We start from the raw sequence: 19898 nt of genomic DNA on the forward strand, positions 1-19898 counted from the left end.
GTGCAACCCAGTGTCACGGCCTGGCAACGGCGAGTTCCCGTTAAGGCGTCGTTTTTGGCGTTGGGTTTTGTCCCTGGGTCAGAGCCTTCTCATCGTCGGAGATGCTGCCGGTATTTGCCGCCCATACGCCTTCCTGAGTCTTGGTGACCTGTTGGTGAGCGGCATTCAGGTTTTGGCCAACGGCAGCAATATGATTAGACTCCACACCGCCGGTATTTTCCGCCCAGGGAATGGTTTGATCGTTGGCCCGCGCGAGCCCGCTTAACAACAGAGGCAGGATGACCAGTGTTGCATGAGTAACGACTTTCATTTTCATGATCTCAATGTCCTTTAATGCGTATGGCATACGGTGGCTTGGCCATAGCGTTATCAGTGATAAACAATTGAGGGGGAGGGATAGCCTTAAGTCAGTCTACTAACGGCTGGCGGTTTGGGATCCGCAATACGCCCTGTTCATACAGTCTAGGCCTGGCTTCCAGCGGCTGCGGTGGCGTTGATGTAAACGGAATCATTCATTTCTAAGCGGACATGTAAAACTGTTTCATGAGAAATAATTCGCATGTTTATAATGTTCAAGATCCTGCAAGCGGTTTTATGGCCTAACCTTTCATTTAAGGTAGAAAAGGCAGGGTTGGCGTAGTTATCCGCCTCATCTCATTGAGTTTTTTACCTCAGATTACGCCGATCCCTTTTCTTGCTTCCCGGAAAAAAGCGTGCTGATAAAGTCGACGAATACGCGTATTTTATGGCTGCGGTCGCGCAACCGTGGGTAAAGGATATTGACGGGGGCGCCAATGGGAGCCCATTCCTGTAAGACCGGCTCCAGTGTCCCCGCCAGCAGGTAACTTTCTAACGTGCAATCCAGCAAATAGACCAGTCCGAGATGGTTTTTGGCCACTTCGCATAAAGACTGCGAATGATTAAAACTCAGCAGTGGGCTGGGGGGCAGTTGATAGACTTGCTCGTTACGAATAAATTGCCACGGATCTGCCATTGCTTCACCTGAGCGGATAAAACCAAGCCGCACATGTTGTTGCAACTGTTGCGGGTGTTCCGGCCGGCCATAACGGTCAAAATAGACACTTGAACCGCAACACAGGTAGTGCGGTTGGAATAGTTTGCGGCTGACCATATCCGGAACATCGTTGGCACCGATTCGAATAAACACGTCTGCACGATCCTCTACCGGATTGACCAGCCGATCGCTTACCGACACGCTGAGCTGTATTTCCGGATACTGTGCCAGAAATGCCGGCAGTGCAGGGGCGATATGCATACTGCTGAGCATCGAGGCAATCTCAACGCGCAAGGCGCCGCGGGGTTGTTCAAATTCATCCGACATATCGTTCGTCAGTCGATCAAACTGCTGCAATATCTCTTGCGCCGAACGATAGCAGCGCTCACCGGCCGCAGTCAGCGAAAAACGGCGGGTTGAACGTTTAAAAAGCGGCTGTTGAAACTGCTTCTCGAGCTGGTTAATGCTGTAAGTGATGCTGGCGGGTGATAAACCCAGTTTAGTTGCAGCCTGGCTGAACCCTTCCATTTCCACTACCTGACAGAAAACGCGCAGGGCGTGCAATTCATTCATTTTGGCTACGTCCATTATTTAAATTTTTAAAAGAATATTTTTAAATTTGCCCACTGTCAATCAGGGTCGAAGTTGATTAAATTATTTTCATCATCTGTCGTTTAATGCTGACGTAATTTACCGCATGGTTAAATATAATATGTTAAGGATGTTCAATGAAAAAAATAATCGCTGCTTTATTGCTGGTGGGGCCAGTTTTGTTCACTCAAGCCTACGCGGCTGAAAATAATCTGGCGCATCAAAGTTATAAGGTTTCTGCTGATGCTGGTATAGCGGCGGAACAAAAAGCCGTTTACGATACGATAAATCGCTACCAGACTGCGCTTAATGCGGGTGATACCAACACTATTTTATCGTTGTTCGCGAGTGAGAGTTACTCACAATGGAATGAAAAGCCAACCGCGGACACTAGCGAAAAACGCCGCCAGCAATATGACGACTTATTTAAGAAAGAGAAGTTTGAAACAGAATTCGCCTATGACAGCGTTCGCGTTAACGGCAATATGGCTTATGTGCGTACTCACCATCACCGTGGGGCGACGGTTAGTCGAATTAGCGATGGCGCAACGCTAATTGATTTGAATCGGGAAGTCTTTATTTTAGAAAAACAGCAGGGGCATTGGAAAATTGTAGTTTATACATTTAACACCAACCCTATTCAGGGAGTGGGCTGAGTAATTATTCAATAAAGACCGCGAGAGCGGTCTTTATTTTCAGATTATCAACACGACTAAAGATTCCCTACGCCACCGTCGATCAGCAACTCACTGCCCACCATAAAGGCGGACTCATCCGATGCCAGGAAGACTGCCGCCTTTGCCAGCTCCCATGCCGTACCCATGCGGCCGATAGGCACCAGAGCGCGGATCTCGTCGCGCAGGGCCTGTTCATCGGCATCATTTAACCCCAGCTTGCCCAGCGCCGGGGTTTCTGTCGGGCCGGGGCTGAGGCCGTTAACCCGGATGCCGCGCGGATGCAGTTCGCCGGAAAGCGTTCGGGCCAGCGACAACAGCCCGGCCTTGCTGGCGGCGTAAACGTTGCTTAACGGCAGCCCGATATGTGCACTGACCGAGCCGCACAAAATAATCGACGCCGGATTAGCCAGCTGTGGCAGCAGCGCCTGGATCAGGAAGAACGGCCCCTTCAGGTTGATGTCCATCAGTCGCTGATAACTTTGTTCATCCCACTCCTGCAAAGGATGGTGCGTGACGTCACCGGCGTTGATATACAGCACGTCGAGGCGCGGCCAGTGGTTGGCCAACTGCTGCGCCAATGTACGTTGTTCAGCGATATCTCCGGCGTCGCTGCGTAACAGCAACACGTCACCCAGTTCTTTTCCAGCTGCCTCGAGGCCGCTTTGGCTGCGGCCGGTGATCGCCACGGTGGCCCCCTCGGCGATAAACTGACGCGCCGTTTCCAAACCAATGCCGCTGGTGCCGCCGGTGATCAACGCGTATTTGCCTTGTAGTCGTGACATAGCCCACTCCTGTTATTGTCGATACGGCCATTATTTGCGCTATAGTATCCTTTGCATAGTAGGCACCTTTTGGATACTAACGGGCGAAGAGGGATGAAATGAGCAAAGCTGGGCTTTCTGCTACGGAAAAAAATTTAGCCGGGTTGCCGACAGCGGGCGAACCTTGTCCGATGGTGGACTTCGTGAATCTGGTTGCAGGGAAGTGGGCGATTCCCATCCTTTACCGATTGATCTTGATCGACAGCCCGGTGCGTTTCAGTGAACTGCAACGTGCGGTAGCGCCGATTGCTCAGAAAGAGTTGACGCGCCAACTGCGACAGTTTGAGCAGCGCGGTCTGGTCACGCGGCAGGTGTTTCCGGAGGTCCCGCCGCGTGTTGAATATCAAATTACGTCGCTGGGCAAAACGCTGCGCCCGACGCTCGACTCTTTGGCTAACTGGATGCGGACACACGCACCCCAGTTAATTGAGGATTAGTCGCCGATACCCGGCGGATTGATGGCTGAGCGCGGGACCTTTTCATCGTGCTCACCCCAGCGATCCAGCACCTGGGCGTATTCGCCGCTGACGATCACCCCATTGATGGCGGCGTTGATGGCCGCCACCAGGCCATTGTCTTTTTTAGTGGTGACCGCCACATAGGCCACGTTAGGGCCGATGCCAACCATTTTGGTTTTGCCGGTCAGCGCCGCCTTGTAGGCTCCGGTGGAATGGGGACCGAAGTAGGCGTCGACGCGCCCGGACTGAATGCTCAGGTTGGCGGCAGCGTCGTCGGTGACATAAATCGGTTGCACCGGCGGCAGGCCGTTGGCGCGGTTCTGCTTGTCCCAGCCGAGCAGGATGTTTTCCTGATTGGTGCCGGAACCGACAATGATTCGCAGCCCGGCAACGTCTGCGGGTTGATTGATTGAATTGATTTTACTGGTGGATTTTACGTAAAAACCCAGCGTATCCACCCGATAGGTAGCGAAATCAAACTTGGTTTTGCGCAGTTTGGTCACGGCAATATTGAAAATTGCGGCGTCATACTTGCCGGAACTGATCCCGAGTGGCCAATCCTCCCAGGAAGTGGGCACCAGATTTAATTCCAGCCCCAAGCTGTCTGCCACCAGTTGTGCAATATCCGGGTCGCTGCCAATCAGCGTTTTATTGTCTTCGGCAAACAGCGCCAGCGGCGGGGAATTTTCAGACGCCACCGCGATGGTTAACTTGCCCGGCACGGCAAAAGGGTAATTGGCTGGGATCAAGGCGATGGCAGCCGGGTTCTTCGCCGCTCGCACATGTTGTTGGTTGGCTTGCAGATCGATAATGCTTTGGGGTTCAGCCACGGCATGGCCGCACAGCAACAGCGCCCCCAGCGCCAGTGTTTTGAATTGCATGTTATTTCTATCCGTTGCTAATCATAGGGTTACTATTGGCGGCGGCCGCGGCCAAGTAAAGCAACAATAGTGAATAACCAAAGTGAAAAAATCGGATATGCGCTGCCCGGAACGGCGTAATTATTCTGGCTGGTTGCCTGATTCTGCATCACTCAACGCGGAAAGTGCGCAATCAGGTTGAAAGCAGTAGAATTTGTCACTCATACTGCGTACAGCTTTTTTCCCTCTACAAGGAACGCCAGATGGCCGAAGAAACGATTTTCAGTAAAATTATCCGCCGCGAAATCCCTGCTGATGTGGTCTACCAGGATGAACTGGTCACCGCTTTTCGCGACATTTCACCTCAGGCTCCGACCCATATTTTGATCGTCCCGAATGTGCTGATCCCTACGATTAACGACGTGACTGTCGAGCACGAAGCGGCTCTCGGCCGCATGATCACCGCCGCGGCAAAAATTGCCGAGCAGGAAGGCATTGCCGAAGATGGCTACCGTCTGATAGTCAATTGCAATCGCCATGCCGGCCAAGAGGTCTATCATATTCATATGCATCTGGTCGGTGGCCGTTCATTGGGGCCGCTGCTGTCACGCTAACCGAGGTCAATCATGCGCTATAGCAAATCCCTGCGTTGTCTGATGGCGCTGGCGTTACCCGCCGTTATTTTAATGGGCTGCAGCAGCCCGAAAGGCATCGCGGTCAACGACCGACAGACGGTAGTGATGGATTCGCCGGTGCTGACCGCGGGCATTCTGGCCGACAATCCGTCGATTTCGGACGCTTCCGGGCGCGTGATGGCTACCTCGGAACTCAGTAACAGCCAATCCACACCGGTAACGGTACACTATCGTTTTTACTGGTATGACGATCAGGGGTTGGATATCCGGCCTTTTGAGGCGCCGCGCACCATCACTATTGCGCCAAATTCAGACGCCACTATTTACTCGCTTAACGGCAACCTCGATGCCAAACGCGTGCGTCTGTATCTATTCTTGTAAACTCTTGGTTCAGTGGGAGAGGGATTAATGAAAAAGTATCTATTTGTGGCGCTGGCCGCGTTGACGTTAACCGGCTGTTTATCGCGTCCGCCGGAACCGGAGCAACCGCAGCCGCCGGTGACGGTTGAGCCGGTAACGCCGCCGATCGAGCAGCCACAACCGCCGGTTAGCGAGCCGGTACCGCAACCGCCGAAAATTCAGCAGCTCGATTGGCTTGGCAGCGTACAGCCGCTGGTGAACCAGATGCTGAAAGCCGATGGCGTCAATCCAGGCAGCGTGCTGTTGCTCGACAGCGTGAAGAACAACACCAACGGCGCATTGCAGACGGCGAAAGCGACCTCGGCACTGCACAAGGCGTTGGCATCCAATCAAACCTTCTCCATCGTGCCGGAAGCGCAGTTGGTCAGTGCCAAACAGACGCTGGGCCTGTCGGCGGATGACAGCCTGGGTTCACGCAGCAAAGCCATTGGTCTGGCGCGGATCGTCAGTGCACAGTACGTGTTGTACAGCGACGTCAGTGGCGACGTGAAGTCCCCAACGTTGGATATGCAACTGATGCTGGTGCAAACCGGTGAAATCGTCTGGTCAGGCAATGGCACCGTCAAACACTGAAGCCACGTTGCTAGCACTGATTGAGAACGAACTGCCGGCGGTGAAAACCGCCGGTTGTCGTTTCAGCCCGGTGCAGGGCCTGACCGGTGAAAGTTGGCGTATTGAAGGCGAAGGTGTACATCTGTTGGCGCGTCAGCAAAGCCCAGAGAAAAGTGCGCTGGGCGTCAGCCGTCGGCGCGAGGCGCGGATGCTGCATCGCCGTGGGAAGGACATTGGGCCACAGGTTTTAGTGCAAAATAATCAGTGGATTATCCTGCAGTGGCTTGATGGTGACGTTGTCACAGATGCGGATTTTTCTCGCCTCAATGAGCAGGGCGATTTGGCGGCGTTGCTGGCCGGTTTGCATCGGCAACCTCCCAGCGGCTACCCGTTGAACCTGCCTCGGCAATTTGCCCGTTATTGGCAGCAATTGGATGGTCGGCGTTTGACGCCGGCCTGGCTGCGGTTGCATCAACACTTTCAGCACCGCCGCACACCAACGCCGTTGAAACTGGCGCCGCTGCATATGGATGTTCATCCGGGTAATCTGATCGTTCAGGGCGAAAATCTGCGGCTGATTGACTGGGAGTATGCGGCAGACGGCGATATTGCGTTAGACATCGCCGCGCTGTTTTGCAGTAACGCCTGGTCACCCGCGCGCCGACAGCAATTTTTGCAGCATTATGCTCGCATCGGTTACCTTGATTTGCCCTTGCTGCGCAGGCAGGTTCAGCGCTGGCTCCCGTGGGTGGATTACCTGATGCTGCTCTGGTTTGAAGTGCGCTGGCAACAGACCGGCGATCCTGAATTTTTGCGCTGGGGCGCAGTGTTGCACCGACGTTTTTGTTTAACATCCCATGTTCTATACCTAAAATAATTGGAGTTGCATTGAGGCGGCCAGTCTGTAAGTCCCCAGGAGCATAGATAACTATGTGACTGGGGCGTGCAGGCGCAGCCAACAAAGAGGCAGCTTCAAGTAGACAGGTATAAATGAATAATGAAGTGAGGTGGCCGTGGGCCCAGTAATGTTAGATGTCGCCAGCTATGAGCTGGACGCAGAAGAACGTGAGATCTTAAAACACCCGCTGGTGGGCGGCCTGATCCTCTTCACCCGCAATTTCCACGATGCACAGCAGCTGCGTGAGCTGGTGCGGCAAATCCGCGAGGCTTCCCACGATCGGCTGGTGGTGGCGGTGGATCAGGAAGGCGGCCGCGTTCAGCGTTTCCGCGAAGGTTTTACCCGCCTGCCGGCGGCACAGTCATTTGCCGCCCTGAATTCTGCCCATGAGGGCAAGCGTCTGGCGCAGGAGGCCGGTTGGCTGATGGCAGCGGAAATGATCGCGCAGGATATCGACATCAGCTTCGCGCCGGTGCTGGATATTGGCCATGTCAGCGCCGCGATTGGTGAACGCTCGTTCCACAGCGATCCAACGCAGGCGTTGGTGATGGCTGAGCAGTTCATTTTGGGCATGCACAGTGCCGGTATGAAAACCACCGGCAAGCATTTCCCGGGGCACGGTGCCGTCAGCGCGGATTCGCACAAAGAAACGCCGCGCGATCCACGTCCACTGGCGCAGATCCGCGAACATGATATGGCGATCTTCCGCGAATTGATTAACCGTCAACTGCTGGACGCCGTAATGCCGGCGCACGTCATCTATACTGAAGCCGACCCGCGTCCGGCCAGCGGCTCCCCTTATTGGTTAAAGCAGATCCTGCGTCAGGAGTTGGGCTTTGACGGCGTCATTTTCTCGGACGACCTGTCAATGGAAGGGGCGGCGATCATGGGCAGTTATGCCGAACGTGGCCAGGCGGCGCTGGATGCCGGCTGTGACATGATCCTGGTGTGCAATAACCGCGCAGGGGCGGTCAGCGTGCTGGATAACCTGTTCCCGGTCAAAGCAGACAGGGTGAAGCAGTTATATCATCGCGGTCAGTTCACCCGTCAGGCGCTGCGTGATTCTGCGCGCTGGCAGCAGGCGCATAAGGAACTGAATGCGCTCAGCGAACGCTGGGAGGAGCACAAACAGCGTAATGCGGGGTGAACCCAGGGCGTCGTAATACGGCGTAAACGATGAGGGCTGCGGCGCGGCCCTCAGCTTGTTGCGAGGATCCACATGATTATCTATCTACATGGCTTCGATTCAACCAGTCCCGGCAATCATGAAAAGGTGTTACAGCTCCAGTTTATCGATCCGGACGTGCGCTTTATCAGCTACAGCACCTTGCATCCACGCCATGACATGCAGCATTTGTTGAAAGAGGTGGACAAGGCGGTTCAGCAGGAAGGGGATAAACATCCGCTGATCTGTGGGGTGGGTTTGGGGGGCTTTTGGGCCGAACGTATTGGCTTTCTGTGCGGCATCCGACAGGTGATCTTCAACCCCAATCTGTATCCTGAAGAACATATGCAGGGCAAAATCGACCGGCCGGAAGAGTACCGTGACATCGCCACCAAGTGTGTCGAAGACTTCCGCGAGAAAAATCGCGATCGCTGCCTGGCGGTGCTTTCCCGCCACGACGAGGTGTTGGACAGCCAGCGCAGTGCGGAACTGCTGCACAAATACTATGAAATCGTCTGGGATGAACAGCAGACGCACAAGTTCAAAAATATCTCGCCTCACCTGCAACGTATCAAGGCATTCAAGACCCTGCTTTAACAGTTTTATAACGCGCGATGTCGCCGCAATGCTTGCTTTTTACAGGCAGACATTGCGGTATTTCGCGGTCAAAAAGCGCCGTTTGGCCCGTTGGACGGTAAAATTTGAAACTGTGACCCAGCGCTAACTATTTGAATCACAATCCTCAAAATTTCCCTTCGTCCAGCCTTTAACCAAAAAAGTTTGATGTACATCAATTTTGGTATTACCAAATAACCCCCCATGCTATTCTGGCTTTAGATAGCAGGTTTAATTTACGCGAACCCTATGTATTCTAAGGATATTATTTCTTTACCCTTGGGCAACAATTGGTTCACATTTAGGGGGTTATTTTGACAACGCCAAAGAAAAAAATCGTCATCGTGGGTGGTGGCGCCGGTGGTCTGGAACTGGCGACCAGCCTGGGCCATAAACTCGGTCGTAAGCATAAAGCTGAAATCACGCTGGTGGACCGTAACCACAGCCATCTGTGGAAACCTTTGCTGCATGAAGTCGCAACCGGTTCCCTTGATGATGGCGTTGACGCGCTGAGCTACCTGGCGCATGCGCGCAATCACTCTTTCAGTTTCCAACTGGGTTCGCTGACCAACATCAATCGTGAAACCAAAACGCTGCACCTGGCGCAAATCTGCGACGAGCAGGGTGGCGAATTGGTGCCTGAGCGCGAGTTGTCTTACGACATTCTGGTGATGGCGCTGGGCAGTACCTCGAACGACTTTGGCACTCCTGGCGTAAAAGATCACTGTATCTTCCTGGATAACCCGCACCAGGCGCGACGTTTTCACAACGAGATGTTGAACCTGTTCCTCAAGTTCTCGGCGCAGCCGGGGCAAAAAGAGCGGGTGAATATCGCTATCGTTGGGGGCGGTGCCACTGGCGTTGAGCTGTCCGCCGAGCTGCATAATGCTGTGAAACAGCTGCACAGCTATGGTTTTGAAGGCCTGGACAACAGTGCGTTGAACGTGACGCTGGTCGAAGCGGGCGAGCGTATTCTGCCTGCGCTGCCGCCGCGTATTTCGGCTGCTGCACATCAGGAACTGAACAAATTGGGCGTGCGCGTGCTGACCAACACCATGGTCACCAGCGCGGATGCCAACGGCCTGAATACCAAAGGTGGCGAATTTATTGATGCCGATCTGATGGTGTGGGCGGCCGGTATCAAGGCGCCGGACTTTATGAAGGACATCGGCGGGCTGGAAACCAACCGCATCAACCAGCTGGTGGTAGAGCCAACGTTGCAAACTACGCGCGATCCGAACATTTTCGCCATCGGCGACTGCGCTTCCTGCCCGAAAGAAGGCGGTGGTTTTGTACCGCCGCGCGCCCAGTCGGCGCACCAGATGGCATCACGCTGCTTTACCAACATTCTGGCGCTGATGAACGGCCAGACGCTGAAGCCGTACGTGTATAAAGACCACGGTTCGTTGGTGTCTCTGTCCCGCTTCAGCACCGTGGGCAGCCTGATGGGCAACCTGATGCGCGGCTCGATGATGGTGGAAGGCCGCATTGCGCGCTTTGTTTACATCTCGCTGTACCGTATGCACCAGGTCGCTTTGCACGGCTACATCAAAACCGGCCTGATGATGCTGGTTGGCGGCATTAACCGGGTGATCCGCCCGCGTTTGAAAATGCACTAACCGCCCCGTTATCGACCACCCACGCCGGTTCGCCCGCGTGGGTTTTTTTATGCCTACAGCCGCAAGAACGGGGAGGCAGCAGCTGATTATTCAGCACAATGTCCCGTCGTTATGGGTAAAAGTCTTAAGAATCCTCCTAAACACTGGGGGTAAGTGGGATTTCCGGCATTTTTGGTCACATTGTCTTATTGCGAGGTTCTGGAACATTGTGCAGACTTTCTCTCGTTTACAGACGGCGCGTCGCGCACGCCGTAAACCGGAATACCACGTGCCGCCAATGCGCAAAATAATAAGCGCGGTGCAATGTCGGTAAAGTCCCCGGTACAAATGCGTGGTAACACTTTCAGGAGGATTTCCTGTGAACAAGTCAATGTTAGCCGGTGTGGGTATTGGTATTGCAGCCGCTCTGGGTATTGCTGCGGTTGCCAGTCTTGACGTTTTCTCTTCCGGTCCGCAATACGCGCAGGTACTCGCTGCCACGCCGATCAAAGAAACCATCAAGACCCCGCGTCAGGAATGTCGCAATGTGACCGTCACTCACCGTGCGCCAGTACAGGACGAGAATCGTCTTGCCGGCTCCGTGCTGGGTGCGGTCGCCGGCGGCGTCATCGGTCATCAGTTCGGTGGGGGTCGTGGACGTGACGTCGCGACGGTCGTCGGCGCATTGGGCGGCGGCTATGCCGGTAACCAGGTGCAGGGGGCGATGCAGAATAACGACACCACCACCAGCACGCAGCAGCGTTGTAAAACGGTCTACGACAAATCACAGAAAATGCTGGGTTACGACGTGACCTACAAGATTGGCAATCAGCAGGGCAAGATCCGCATGGATCACGATCCCGGCACCCAGATCCCGCTGGATAAAAGCGGCCAGCTGGTGCTGAACAAAGCCTGATCGCCCGATAAGAATTAAACCCGCGAACAGTGTTAGTTCTGATCGTTTAACTCAGTTAAGCGAGCGGCATTAATATTGGCGCGGGTTTCTGTCTATTTACTCCCCGCCGTTTTGCCGTCAGGCCAGTACTGACGCTATTTCCCGCACTAATGTATCCGTGCGATTTATCCGGGCATAACTTCAATAGTGCAACAGTGTTTGTTATATTATTGTGCAATTGAGCGGGTGTTGTGGCGTGATGCCACCCCGGCCAAACCTGAGAATTGGGTTTCCCGGAGACAGAGATAAAAACATGTTAGATTTTCGCTTTCCGACAGCGTTGCAAATGGTACTTAGCGTAGCCGTGGCTGAAAAGCTGGGCGTGCGTTCGACCAGCGCGGTCCTTGCCGCCGGTCTGGAAGCCAATCCCAGTTTTATCCGCAAGCTGATGGTGCCCTTGACCAAAAATGGCATCATCGTTTCTACCCTCGGCCGTAATGGTTCGATTCACCTGGGGCGCCCGGTGGAGCAGATCACCCTGCGAGATATTTACCTGTCCGTGATTGACGATAAGCGCATCTGGGCCGCCCGGCCGGAAGTGCCGGCCCGCTGCCTGGTCAGCGCCAATGCCTGTTGGTATTTCAAGTCGGTGGTAAACGAAGCGGAAGAAGCGTCGCTGGAAGTACTGGCGCGCCATACGGTAGCCGACGCGTTGGCCGAGCTGGAGCGGGGCGACAAGCGTGCCTGTGCGGAATATATGGCGCGTGCCGGTCAGGATGCAGAGACAGCGGAAAAATAAATCACGCTAAACGCTAAAACAAAGAAAAAGCCCGGTGTTTAAACCGGGCTTTTTTATGGCTGACAAAGTCCTTTGCCGTTAAAAAATCTGCTCTTGGGACGAATAAAAACAAAGAATTATGTCTTCTGAACTACCTCAAACATCCGAAAATCCCATTTTTCGGGTGTTTGTCATCAGACTAAGCCCGGTGTTTAAACCGGGCTTTTTTATGGCTGATACAAACGGAAGATTAGGCCGTTTGCTGACGAGCCTTACGTGTGACCATACGACGCAGGGTCACGTAGAACACCGGGGTCAGGAACAACCCGAACAGCGTGACGCCCAGCATGCCGGCAAACACCGTAATACCGGTGACGCCGCGCACTTCGGCCCCGGCGCCGTGCCCCAGGATCAGGGGAATGGTTCCGGCGATAAAGGCGATAGAGGTCATCACGATCGGCCGCAGTCGCAGACGGCAGGCTTCCAGCGCCGCTTCCATGATGCTTCTGCCCTGTAGCTCAAGTTCGCGGGCGAACTCGACAATCAAAATGGCGTTTTTACAGGCCAGCCCCATCAATACCACTAACCCTACCTGGACGAACACGTTGTTGTCGCCGCCGGTCAGCCAGACGCCGAACAGCGCCGACAGCATGGTCATCGGCACGATCAGGATCACCGCCAGCGGCAGCGTCCAGCTTTCGTACAGCGCCGCCAATGCCAGGAAGGCCAGCAGTACCGCCACCGGGAACACAATAATCGCCGCATTGCCCTGGGTTGACTGTTGGTAGCTCAGGTCGGTCCATTGGATGTTCATACCGTTCGGTAACAGCTTATTGGCCATGCTGGTCAGTTCACTCATTGCCTGTGACGATGACAACACCCGTGGATCGGCATCGCCAATCAGGTCCGCCGCCGGGAAACCGTTGTAGCGGATCACCGGGTCCGGGCCGTAGGTGGTGCTGATGCTGACCATGCTGCCAATCGGCACCATTTCACCTTTATCGTTACGGGTGCGCAGGTTGGCGATATCCTCCACGCTGTCGCGGAACTGACCATCAGCTTGGGCCATCACTTTCCAGGTGCGACCGTAGCGGTTGAAGTCATTGATGTATGACGAACCAAGGTAGGTCTGCAGCGTGCTGAACAATGCGTTAAGCGGTACGCCTTGCGCCTTGGCCTTGTCGCGGTCAATTTTTGCGTCCAACTGCGGCACGTTGGCCTGATAAGACGAAATAGGGAAGCCCATGCCCGGCGTTTGCATGATGGCACCCGACATCGTATTGATCGCAGTCTGCAGCGCGCCATACCCCAGACCGGCACGATCCTGAATATACAGTGAATACCCGGAGCCCTGACCGATGCCGAGAATGGGCGGTGGCATGATCGAGAAGGCGAAGCCTTCCTGGATCTGTGAAATCTTGGCGTTAATTTCGGCGTTAATCTGCGCCGCACTGCGGGTGCGGGTGCTTAACGATTCAAGCGCAAAGAACACGGTGCCGGTGTTGGGCGTATTGGTGAACTGCAACGCATTCAAACCGGGGAAGGAGACTGCATCGGTTACGCCGTCGACGCTCAGGCCGATAGCGCTCATCTTGCGGATCACCGCATCGGTACGCTCCAGTGACGAACCTTCCGGCATTTTCACCCCGCCAATCAGGTAAAGTTTGTCCTGAGTCGGGATAAATCCGCCCGGCACGGTTTTAAACATCACCCCGGCGGCACACAGCAACAGCACGTACACCACAAATACCGCGCCACGCTTGCCTAACGCACGTGAAACCCCACGCTGATAACGTTGCGAACTGTTGGCAAAGAAGCGGTTGAACGGGCGGAACAGCCAACCGAATAACCGATCAATCAGGCGTGACGGCATGTCCTTCGGCGCACCGTGCGGTTTGAGCAACAGCGCTGCCAATGCGGGTGACAGGGTCAGCGAGTTGATGGCGGAAATTACGGTCGAAATGGCGATAGTGACGGCAAACTGCTTATAAAACTGGCCGGTAACGCCGGAAAGAAACGCCATCGGGACGAACACGGCGCAAAGCACCACGGCGATGGCAATAATCGGGCCGGAGACTTCGCGCATTGCCTGATGCGCTGCCGCCAGCGGCGACAGACCTTCTTCAATATTACGCTCGACGTTTTCCACCACCACGATGGCATCGTCGACCACGATACCGATGGCCAGCACCAGCCCGAACAAACTCAACGTATTGAGCGAGAAACCCAACAGATAGAGCGCAGCAAAGGTGCCGACAATTGAGATCGGAACCGCCAGCAGCGGGATGATCGACGCGCGCCAGGTCTGCAGGAACAGGATGACCACCAGAACCACCAGCAGCACCGCTTCAAGCAGGGTATCTATTACCGAGCGGATAGAATCGCGCACGAACACCGTAGGGTCGTACGGCGATTCCCAGCTCATGCCGTCCGGAAAGCGGGTCGACAGCTCGGCCATTTTGGCCCGCACCGCATTGGACAGTTCGATGGCATTGGCACCCGGTGCCTGGAAGATACCAATCCCGACCGCGTCTTTATTATTGAGCTGGGCACGCAACGCATAGCTGCCGGAACCCATTTCAATACGCGCCACGTCACGCAGGCGGACGATCTCGCCGTTGTCGCCGCTTTTAAGAATGATATTACCGAACTCTTCCTCAGTCTGCAGGCGGCCCTGCGCGTTGATCGACAGCAGGTAATCGCTGCGGGTCGGCATAGGTTCCGCCCCCAACTGGCCGGCGGAAACCTGCACGTTTTGCTCCTGCATGGCGGTAACCACGTCAGAGGCCGTCAGCCCGCGTGAAGCGACCTTGTTCGGATCCAACCAGATGCGCATCGCATATTCGCCCGCACCGAAGATCTGTACCTGACCGATCCCCGGCAGACGAGCCAGTTCATCCTTGACCTTCAGGGTGGCGTAGTTGCGCAGGTACAGTGAATCGTATTTGCCGGAAGGGGAGACCAGATGCACCACCAGCGTCAGGGCCGGCGATTGCTTCTGGGTGGTTACCCCCTGGCGACGCACATCCTCCGGCAGGCGCGCTTCGGCCTGCGCAACGCGGTTTTGTACCTGCACCTGTGCCTGGTCAGGATCGGTTCCCGGGCGGAAGGTGACGGTGGTTACCAGGACACCGTCGGAACCGGCTACCGATTTCATGTACATCATATTTTCGACGCCGTTGATCGCTTCTTCCAGCGGCGTTGCAACCGTTTCGGCAATCTCTTTCGGGTTGGCGCCCGGGTATTCTGCGCGTACCTGCACGCTGGGGGGCACGACGTCAGGGTACTCGCTGATCGGCAGCAGCGGGATGGCAATCACGCCGCCGACAAAAATCAGGATCGACAGCACCGCGGCAAAAATCGGTCGGTCGATGAAAAAACGGGAAAAGTCCATGGCTCAGAATTCCTGCTGGGGCTTAGTTAAGCGCGGAAGCATCGGCGTTGATCGCCACGGTTTTTGCTGCAACCGGCATGCCCGGCATAAACACTTTTTGCATACCGTCGACGATCACCCGATCGCCCGCAGACAGGCCTTTGCGGACAATGCGCAGTCCGTCAGCCACGCGGCCGACCTCGATGTCTCGGCGCTGCGCCTTGCCGTCTTTATCGACGATATAAACAAACTTGCGGTCCTGATCGGTCATTACCGACTTGTCGTCAATCAGCATGGCGTTGAACACGGCGCTGCCGGGCATCTGCACCCGTGCAAACAGCCCTGGCGTAAAGCGGCGCTCGGCGTTTTCCAGCAGGGCTCGCATACGAATGGTGCCGGTGCCGGCGTTCAGTTGGTTATCGGTGAAATCCACCACGCCCTGATGCGGATAGCCGTCTTCGCCCACCAGCCCGACCTTCACCGGCAGTTTTGCCGTGCGTCGGCCATCGTTTTGGTACCGCAGGAAGGTGGCTTCATCGACGTCGAAATAGACATACACCTTATCGAGCGAGACCAGCGTGGTGAGCACGCTGGCGCTGTCGCCGGCGGTGACCAGATTACCGGCAGTGATCATGGCGCGGCTGGCGCGACCGTCGATCGGGGCGATCACTCGGGTAAAGTCGAGATTCAGCTGTGCCATGTCGAACTGGGCCTGGGCCGCTAAAACGTTGCTCTGTGCCTGTGCGGCGGAGGAGCGACGTTGTTCCCATACCTCGGTCGAAATCGCCTGGCTGCCAATCAGCTTCTCGGTACGGCTGGATTCGCTGCGCGCCAGCGCGGCCTGGTTGCGCGCCCGCACCAGTTCTGCCTGAGCCTGTTCGCGCGCGGCGCGGTAGGTACGATCGTCTATGGTAAACAGCACCTGACCTTTCTTGACTTCATCGCCTTCGGTGTAATTCACCTTGTCGATATAGCCGGAAACTCGCGGACGCAACTGCACGCTTTGCACCGCTTCGATTCGGCCATTAAAGGTATCCCATTGGCTGATGGGTTTGATTACCACGTCGGCGGCGCTGACGGCAGGCGGCGGGGGGGCCGCATTCTTGGCGGCGCTGTTATCACACCCGGCCAGCAACGTGACCAGCAGCGCAATCGCCGAGAGGCGTGCGCCGAAACCGATGGCGTTATGACGGCCTGGAGAGGGGAACAATGAGTTTGGCTGGCTTGGCATTCTTTTTATTTCCAGTGGGTAAGCACGATCAGGCCATACACCCGGCCCTGTTATCCGGGTAACGACTCTGGCCTGGGGCCGACGGCAGTGCGGTTGCACCGTCATCGGCGCAACGGTTAGGTTTTGAAACACATTGTTGTCACATTAATGTATCAATATCGGTTACATTAATTGGGTGGATTATAGAAGTGCCCCTCCGTTAAATGCAATAATAAAAATTGCATTTAGTGCGAAACTGCTGCAACGTAATGACATCGGGCAGCGGATTTACCTGCCAACGTCATGGGAGCGTCAGCATGAATAGCACGGGCTTTATTACTGATTTGATTGAGTGGATTGACAACAATCTGGAAGAGAAGCTGGATATCAACACCGTGGCGGGGCGCGCGGGGTATTCCAAATGGCACCTGCAGCGTATGTTCAAGCGCCAGACCGGCTACGCGCTGGGGGAGTATATTCGTATGCAGAAGCTGAGGCTTTCAGCCGAGCGCCTGGCCAACAGCGGCGAGCCGATCGTCAGCGTGGCGATCTCACTCGGCTTCGATTCGCAACAGTCCTTCAATCGCAGTTTTAAACGCCATTACGGCCAAACCCCGGGTGACTGGCGCCGAGGTGGAATGCAGCCGCACATGACGGCCAACCGACCGCACTGAGGCGGATTGCAGACAGCAAAAAAGCCTGAACTCGCGTTCAGGCTTTCTCGTCAAATAGGGCGGTGAGGGAGGGTTTGATTCGCTGCGTTCAGCCTCCCGGTCGGTATGAGATGCAAAAAAAAAGTCTGGAGGTTAATCCAGACTTTCTCTTTAAAATATGGCGGTGAGGGAGGGGTTCGAACCCTCGATACACTTTCGCGTATACACACTTTCCAGGCGTGCTCCTTCAGCCACTCAGACACCTCACCGTATTTTGTTGTTGCGTACTCACTGGTGCAACGGGGCGCTACTATAGGGAGAGAGGGCGATCCGGTCAAGCAGAATTTCTTGGTTTCGACGCGTCCGGTTAACCTGTGTTCGCTTTGCTGAAAACTACGGCGAACCGCACGCACAGGCAGTTTCGCCAGGGCGTTTCCTGCGCCGCAGGCAACAAAAAAGCCTGAACTTGCGTTCAGGCTTTCTCTTTAAAAGATGGCGGTGAGAGAGGGCTTGATTCGCTGCGCTCACCCTGCGGGCCGCCTTTGGCGGTCCAAAACACGTAGCGTTTTGTCAAACCCTGTCGAGGGTTCTTACCCTCTCGGATCCTGCTTTATAAAAGCAAAAAAGCCTGGACGCGAATCCAGGCTTTCTCTTTAAAATATGGCGGTGAGAGAGGGGTTCGAACCCTCGATACACTTTCGCGTATACACACTTTCCAGGCGTGCTCCTTCAGCCACTCAGACACCTCACCGTTTTACTTCATCGCCAACGCGTTGCGCTGTCGACGGGCGCTAATGTAGGAGAATCTGATCCCAGCGTCAACCCTCTTGTGACATAACCATGACTGTTTAGCTAAACTTGCAGCAATTTGCTGATTTCCCGAGCAATCGACCACCGCGGAACACACATCCGCTGGACCCTCATGGGGCTAAATTACCTTGCAGGCTAATATTTGTACATTTTGGTGTTGGTTAGCTCAATATATCAGCAGTGGGATTATCTATGGTGCAGTTATATGCATTAATACTGGATTATTAGTCATATGTGTCGCTAAATAGATTGGTGCAGGCACGGCGGTTTTGGCAAGGAATATCACATCGCCGCGCAGGTTGCCGGGCAAGACGCCGGCGATAACGCAGACAGGGACTGACCTATTAAATAATAATGCAGTAGAGGTTCATTTTGACTCCATCGGACTCCACAACGGCAGCGCCGCAGCGCCATGCCATCCCCCCGGGCGCCGGGGCACTGTTCTTTATCCAAATCTTTGCCACCCTGGGTTTTGCCGTGCTGTATTCCACGCTGGTGCTCTACGCCACCAAGCGCCTGGGCTTCAGCGAAGGCAGCGCCAACGCCATGATGGGCGTATTTGGTGCGTTCAACTACGGTTTGCATATGTTTGGCGGTTACCTGGGCGGGCGCTTCCTCAGCAACCGCAACCTGTTCGTGCTGGGCATGGTGCTGCAGGTGATCGGTTGTGCATTGATCGCCGTTGCGGGCGTTTGGGGGCTTTATTGGGGGCTGGCGATGTTCCTGACCGGCAGCGGGCTGAACGTCACCTGCATTAATATGATGCTGACCCAGCGCTTTAAACCGGATGACGATCGGCGTGAATCGGCCTTTTTGTGGAACTACGCCGGGATGAACCTGGGGTTCTTTGTCGGATTCACCGTGGCCGGCTATTTCCAACTGACCGAAAACTACCGCGCTCTGTTCCTGTTCGCCACGTTGGGCAATGCCGCGGCGATCATCGTCGCCGTCAGCCGCTGGCGCATTCTGGCCGATCTCAACACCCCACTGCACGATGCCAGCCGTTCGCAATACCGCTGGCGCATGCTGGTCGGGCTGGCAGTGTTGGTGGCGCTGGTGCCCATTATCCGCGTGATGCTGACCCATGCCGAATTCAGCGGCCACTTCGTGATTGGCCTCGGAGTACTGATTTTCCTGATGTTATGCGTGGTGACGTTGCGCCACCACCCACGTGACGAACGTCGCCGGATGACGGCTTACCTGATCCTGGCATTAGGCTCTCTGGTGTTTTGGGCGCTGTATCAGCTGGCCCCAATGGGGCTGATGCTGTTCTCCGAGCACAATATCAATCTGAACGTTTATGGCATTCAGGTGGCGCCGCAGTGGATCCAGAACATCAATACGCTGGTGATCGTGGTGGGTGGCCCGCTGATGGCCTGGTGGTTCAATCACCTGCGCGCTCGCGGCTGCAATATCGATATTCCGATGCAGTTCTCTGGTTCGCTGTTTTGCATCGGGTTGGGCATGCTGGTGTTGCCGTTGGGCATTAACCTGGCCGGCGGCGACGGGCTGGTGGCGTTCAAATGGATCGCGATCAGTTACGTGTTGCAGAGCATCGGCGAACTGATGATTTCCCCTATCGGTTACGCGATGATCGGCAAACTGGCGCCACCGCGTTATCAGGGCGTCATGATGGGCTGCTGGATGATGGTCACCGGCGTTGCTTCGGTGCTGGCAGGCTATGTCTCCGGCCTGATGCCGGAAAACAGCGGCAGTACCCCGTTGCAAACTAACCCTGGCTACAGCGAGGTGTTCAGCGTACTGGGCTGGGGCGCTGCGGGCGTTGGCGTGGTTATGCTGATTTTGATCCCGCTGTTGCGCAGGCTTATCCGGCATGACGCTCCTGCCGCAGCCTGAGATCCCACGGTCTAAAA

19 protein-coding genes and 2 tRNA genes are annotated in these 19898 nt (G+C 55.3%); 13 read left to right on the plus strand and 8 right to left on the minus strand.

The genetic code is table 11. From position 1 onward, the window contains the following. Positions 1-40 precede the first annotated feature (40 nt). Both M2407_RS04655 and M2407_RS04660 read right to left on the minus strand, forming a co-directional pair. A complete protein-coding gene (locus M2407_RS04655; protein WP_116690748.1) occupies positions 41-316 on the minus strand; it encodes a hypothetical protein in 276 nt (91 codons plus the stop codon). 360 nt (positions 317-676) lie between these two features. Beyond that, on the minus strand, positions 677-1588 hold the full coding sequence (locus M2407_RS04660; protein WP_259216855.1) for a LysR family transcriptional regulator: 912 nt from the start codon (positions 1586-1588) through the stop codon (positions 677-679). A gap of 155 nt (positions 1589-1743) precedes the next feature. On the opposite strand from M2407_RS04660, the gene M2407_RS04665 reads away from it, so the two are divergent. Further along, positions 1744-2262 carry a nuclear transport factor 2 family protein gene (locus M2407_RS04665; RefSeq protein WP_130015543.1) on the plus strand — a complete coding sequence of 173 codons (519 nt, stop codon included), beginning with the start codon at positions 1744-1746 and terminating at the stop codon, positions 2260-2262. A 56-nt stretch (positions 2263-2318) separates the two neighbouring features. Here the strand turns inward: M2407_RS04665 and M2407_RS04670 are convergent, their stop codons facing one another. Continuing rightward, positions 2319-3065 carry an SDR family oxidoreductase gene (locus M2407_RS04670; RefSeq protein ID WP_046373906.1) on the minus strand — a complete coding sequence of 249 codons (747 nt, stop codon included), beginning with the start codon at positions 3063-3065 and terminating at the stop codon, positions 2319-2321. A 98-nt stretch (positions 3066-3163) separates the two neighbouring features. Between M2407_RS04670 and M2407_RS04675 the strand changes: the two genes are divergently transcribed. Continuing rightward, the gene (locus M2407_RS04675; RefSeq protein ID WP_075207786.1) at positions 3164-3541 is read left to right on the plus strand and encodes a helix-turn-helix domain-containing protein; all 378 of its coding nucleotides are present in this window, start codon (positions 3164-3166) and stop codon (positions 3539-3541) included. On the opposite strand, the gene M2407_RS04680 is transcribed toward M2407_RS04675, so the two are convergent. Further along, positions 3538-4443, minus strand: coding sequence for an ABC transporter substrate-binding protein (locus tag M2407_RS04680; protein WP_187962709.1), 906 nt, complete (start codon positions 4441-4443; stop codon positions 3538-3540). The two genes, M2407_RS04675 and M2407_RS04680, sit on opposite strands and share 4 nt — an antisense overlap. A gap of 242 nt (positions 4444-4685) precedes the next feature. Here M2407_RS04680 and hinT point away from each other — a divergent pair, with 242 nt between their 5' ends. The 9 genes from hinT to M2407_RS04725 all read left to right on the plus strand — a co-directional run bounded on the left by hinT (position 4686) and on the right by M2407_RS04725 (position 11999). Further along, the gene (gene hinT, locus M2407_RS04685) at positions 4686-5036 is read left to right on the plus strand and encodes a purine nucleoside phosphoramidase (RefSeq protein ID WP_020826355.1); all 351 of its coding nucleotides are present in this window, start codon (positions 4686-4688) and stop codon (positions 5034-5036) included. Positions 5037-5048: 12 nt separating this feature from the next. Then, the gene (locus M2407_RS04690; protein WP_020826356.1) at positions 5049-5438 is read left to right on the plus strand and encodes a YcfL family protein; all 390 of its coding nucleotides are present in this window, start codon (positions 5049-5051) and stop codon (positions 5436-5438) included. A 27-nt stretch (positions 5439-5465) separates the two neighbouring features. Beyond that, the gene (gene lpoB / locus M2407_RS04695; protein WP_020826357.1) at positions 5466-6050 is read left to right on the plus strand and encodes a penicillin-binding protein activator LpoB; all 585 of its coding nucleotides are present in this window, start codon (positions 5466-5468) and stop codon (positions 6048-6050) included. After that, positions 6031-6906: a thiamine kinase gene (gene thiK / locus M2407_RS04700; RefSeq protein ID WP_128864255.1), complete on the plus strand. Its 876-nt coding sequence runs from the start codon at positions 6031-6033 to the stop codon at positions 6904-6906. Before lpoB ends, thiK begins: the two co-directional genes overlap by 20 nt. 148 nt (positions 6907-7054) lie before the next feature. After that, positions 7055-8074, plus strand: a complete 1020-nt coding sequence (gene nagZ / locus M2407_RS04705; protein ID WP_128864256.1) for a beta-N-acetylhexosaminidase — start codon at positions 7055-7057, stop codon at positions 8072-8074. A 72-nt stretch (positions 8075-8146) separates the two neighbouring features. Then, positions 8147-8689, plus strand: a complete 543-nt coding sequence (gene ycfP, locus M2407_RS04710; protein WP_020826360.1) for an alpha/beta hydrolase YcfP — start codon at positions 8147-8149, stop codon at positions 8687-8689. A 332-nt stretch (positions 8690-9021) separates the two neighbouring features. Beyond that, positions 9022-10326 carry an NAD(P)/FAD-dependent oxidoreductase gene (locus tag M2407_RS04715; protein WP_020826361.1) on the plus strand — a complete coding sequence of 435 codons (1305 nt, stop codon included), beginning with the start codon at positions 9022-9024 and terminating at the stop codon, positions 10324-10326. Between the two features lie 358 nt (positions 10327-10684). Further along, complete coding sequence (locus tag M2407_RS04720; protein ID WP_169534192.1) at positions 10685-11221, plus strand: glycine zipper 2TM domain-containing protein; 537 nt, start codon at positions 10685-10687, stop codon at positions 11219-11221. A gap of 292 nt (positions 11222-11513) precedes the next feature. Then, positions 11514-11999: an Rrf2 family transcriptional regulator gene (locus tag M2407_RS04725; RefSeq protein ID WP_020826363.1), complete on the plus strand. Its 486-nt coding sequence runs from the start codon at positions 11514-11516 to the stop codon at positions 11997-11999. A gap of 229 nt (positions 12000-12228) precedes the next feature. Here the strand turns inward: M2407_RS04725 and sdeB are convergent, their stop codons facing one another. Further along, positions 12229-15372: a multidrug efflux RND transporter permease subunit SdeB gene (gene sdeB, locus M2407_RS04730; RefSeq protein WP_116690743.1), complete on the minus strand. Its 3144-nt coding sequence runs from the start codon at positions 15370-15372 to the stop codon at positions 12229-12231. 22 nt (positions 15373-15394) lie between these two features. Next, positions 15395-16582, minus strand: coding sequence for an efflux RND transporter periplasmic adaptor subunit (locus M2407_RS04735; protein WP_020826365.1), 1188 nt, complete (start codon positions 16580-16582; stop codon positions 15395-15397). Between the two features lie 296 nt (positions 16583-16878). On the opposite strand from M2407_RS04735, the gene M2407_RS04740 reads away from it, so the two are divergent. After that, positions 16879-17235, plus strand: a complete 357-nt coding sequence (locus M2407_RS04740; protein WP_122078607.1) for a helix-turn-helix domain-containing protein — start codon at positions 16879-16881, stop codon at positions 17233-17235. A gap of 158 nt (positions 17236-17393) precedes the next feature. On the opposite strand, the gene M2407_RS04745 is transcribed toward M2407_RS04740, so the two are convergent. Further along, a tRNA-Ser gene (locus M2407_RS04745) sits at positions 17394-17483 on the minus strand. 392 nt (positions 17484-17875) lie between these two features. Further along, positions 17876-17965 (minus strand) — tRNA-Ser (locus tag M2407_RS04750). A 431-nt stretch (positions 17966-18396) separates the two neighbouring features. Here M2407_RS04750 and M2407_RS04755 point away from each other — a divergent pair. After that, positions 18397-19881, plus strand: a complete 1485-nt coding sequence (locus M2407_RS04755) for a peptide MFS transporter (protein ID WP_259216860.1) — start codon at positions 18397-18399, stop codon at positions 19879-19881. Positions 19882-19898 lie beyond the last annotated feature (17 nt).

Origin of the sequence: Serratia sp. BIGb0234 (genome assembly GCF_024809915.1) — a bacterium.
In the GTDB taxonomy this organism is placed as follows: domain Bacteria; phylum Pseudomonadota; class Gammaproteobacteria; order Enterobacterales; family Enterobacteriaceae; genus Serratia; species Serratia liquefaciens.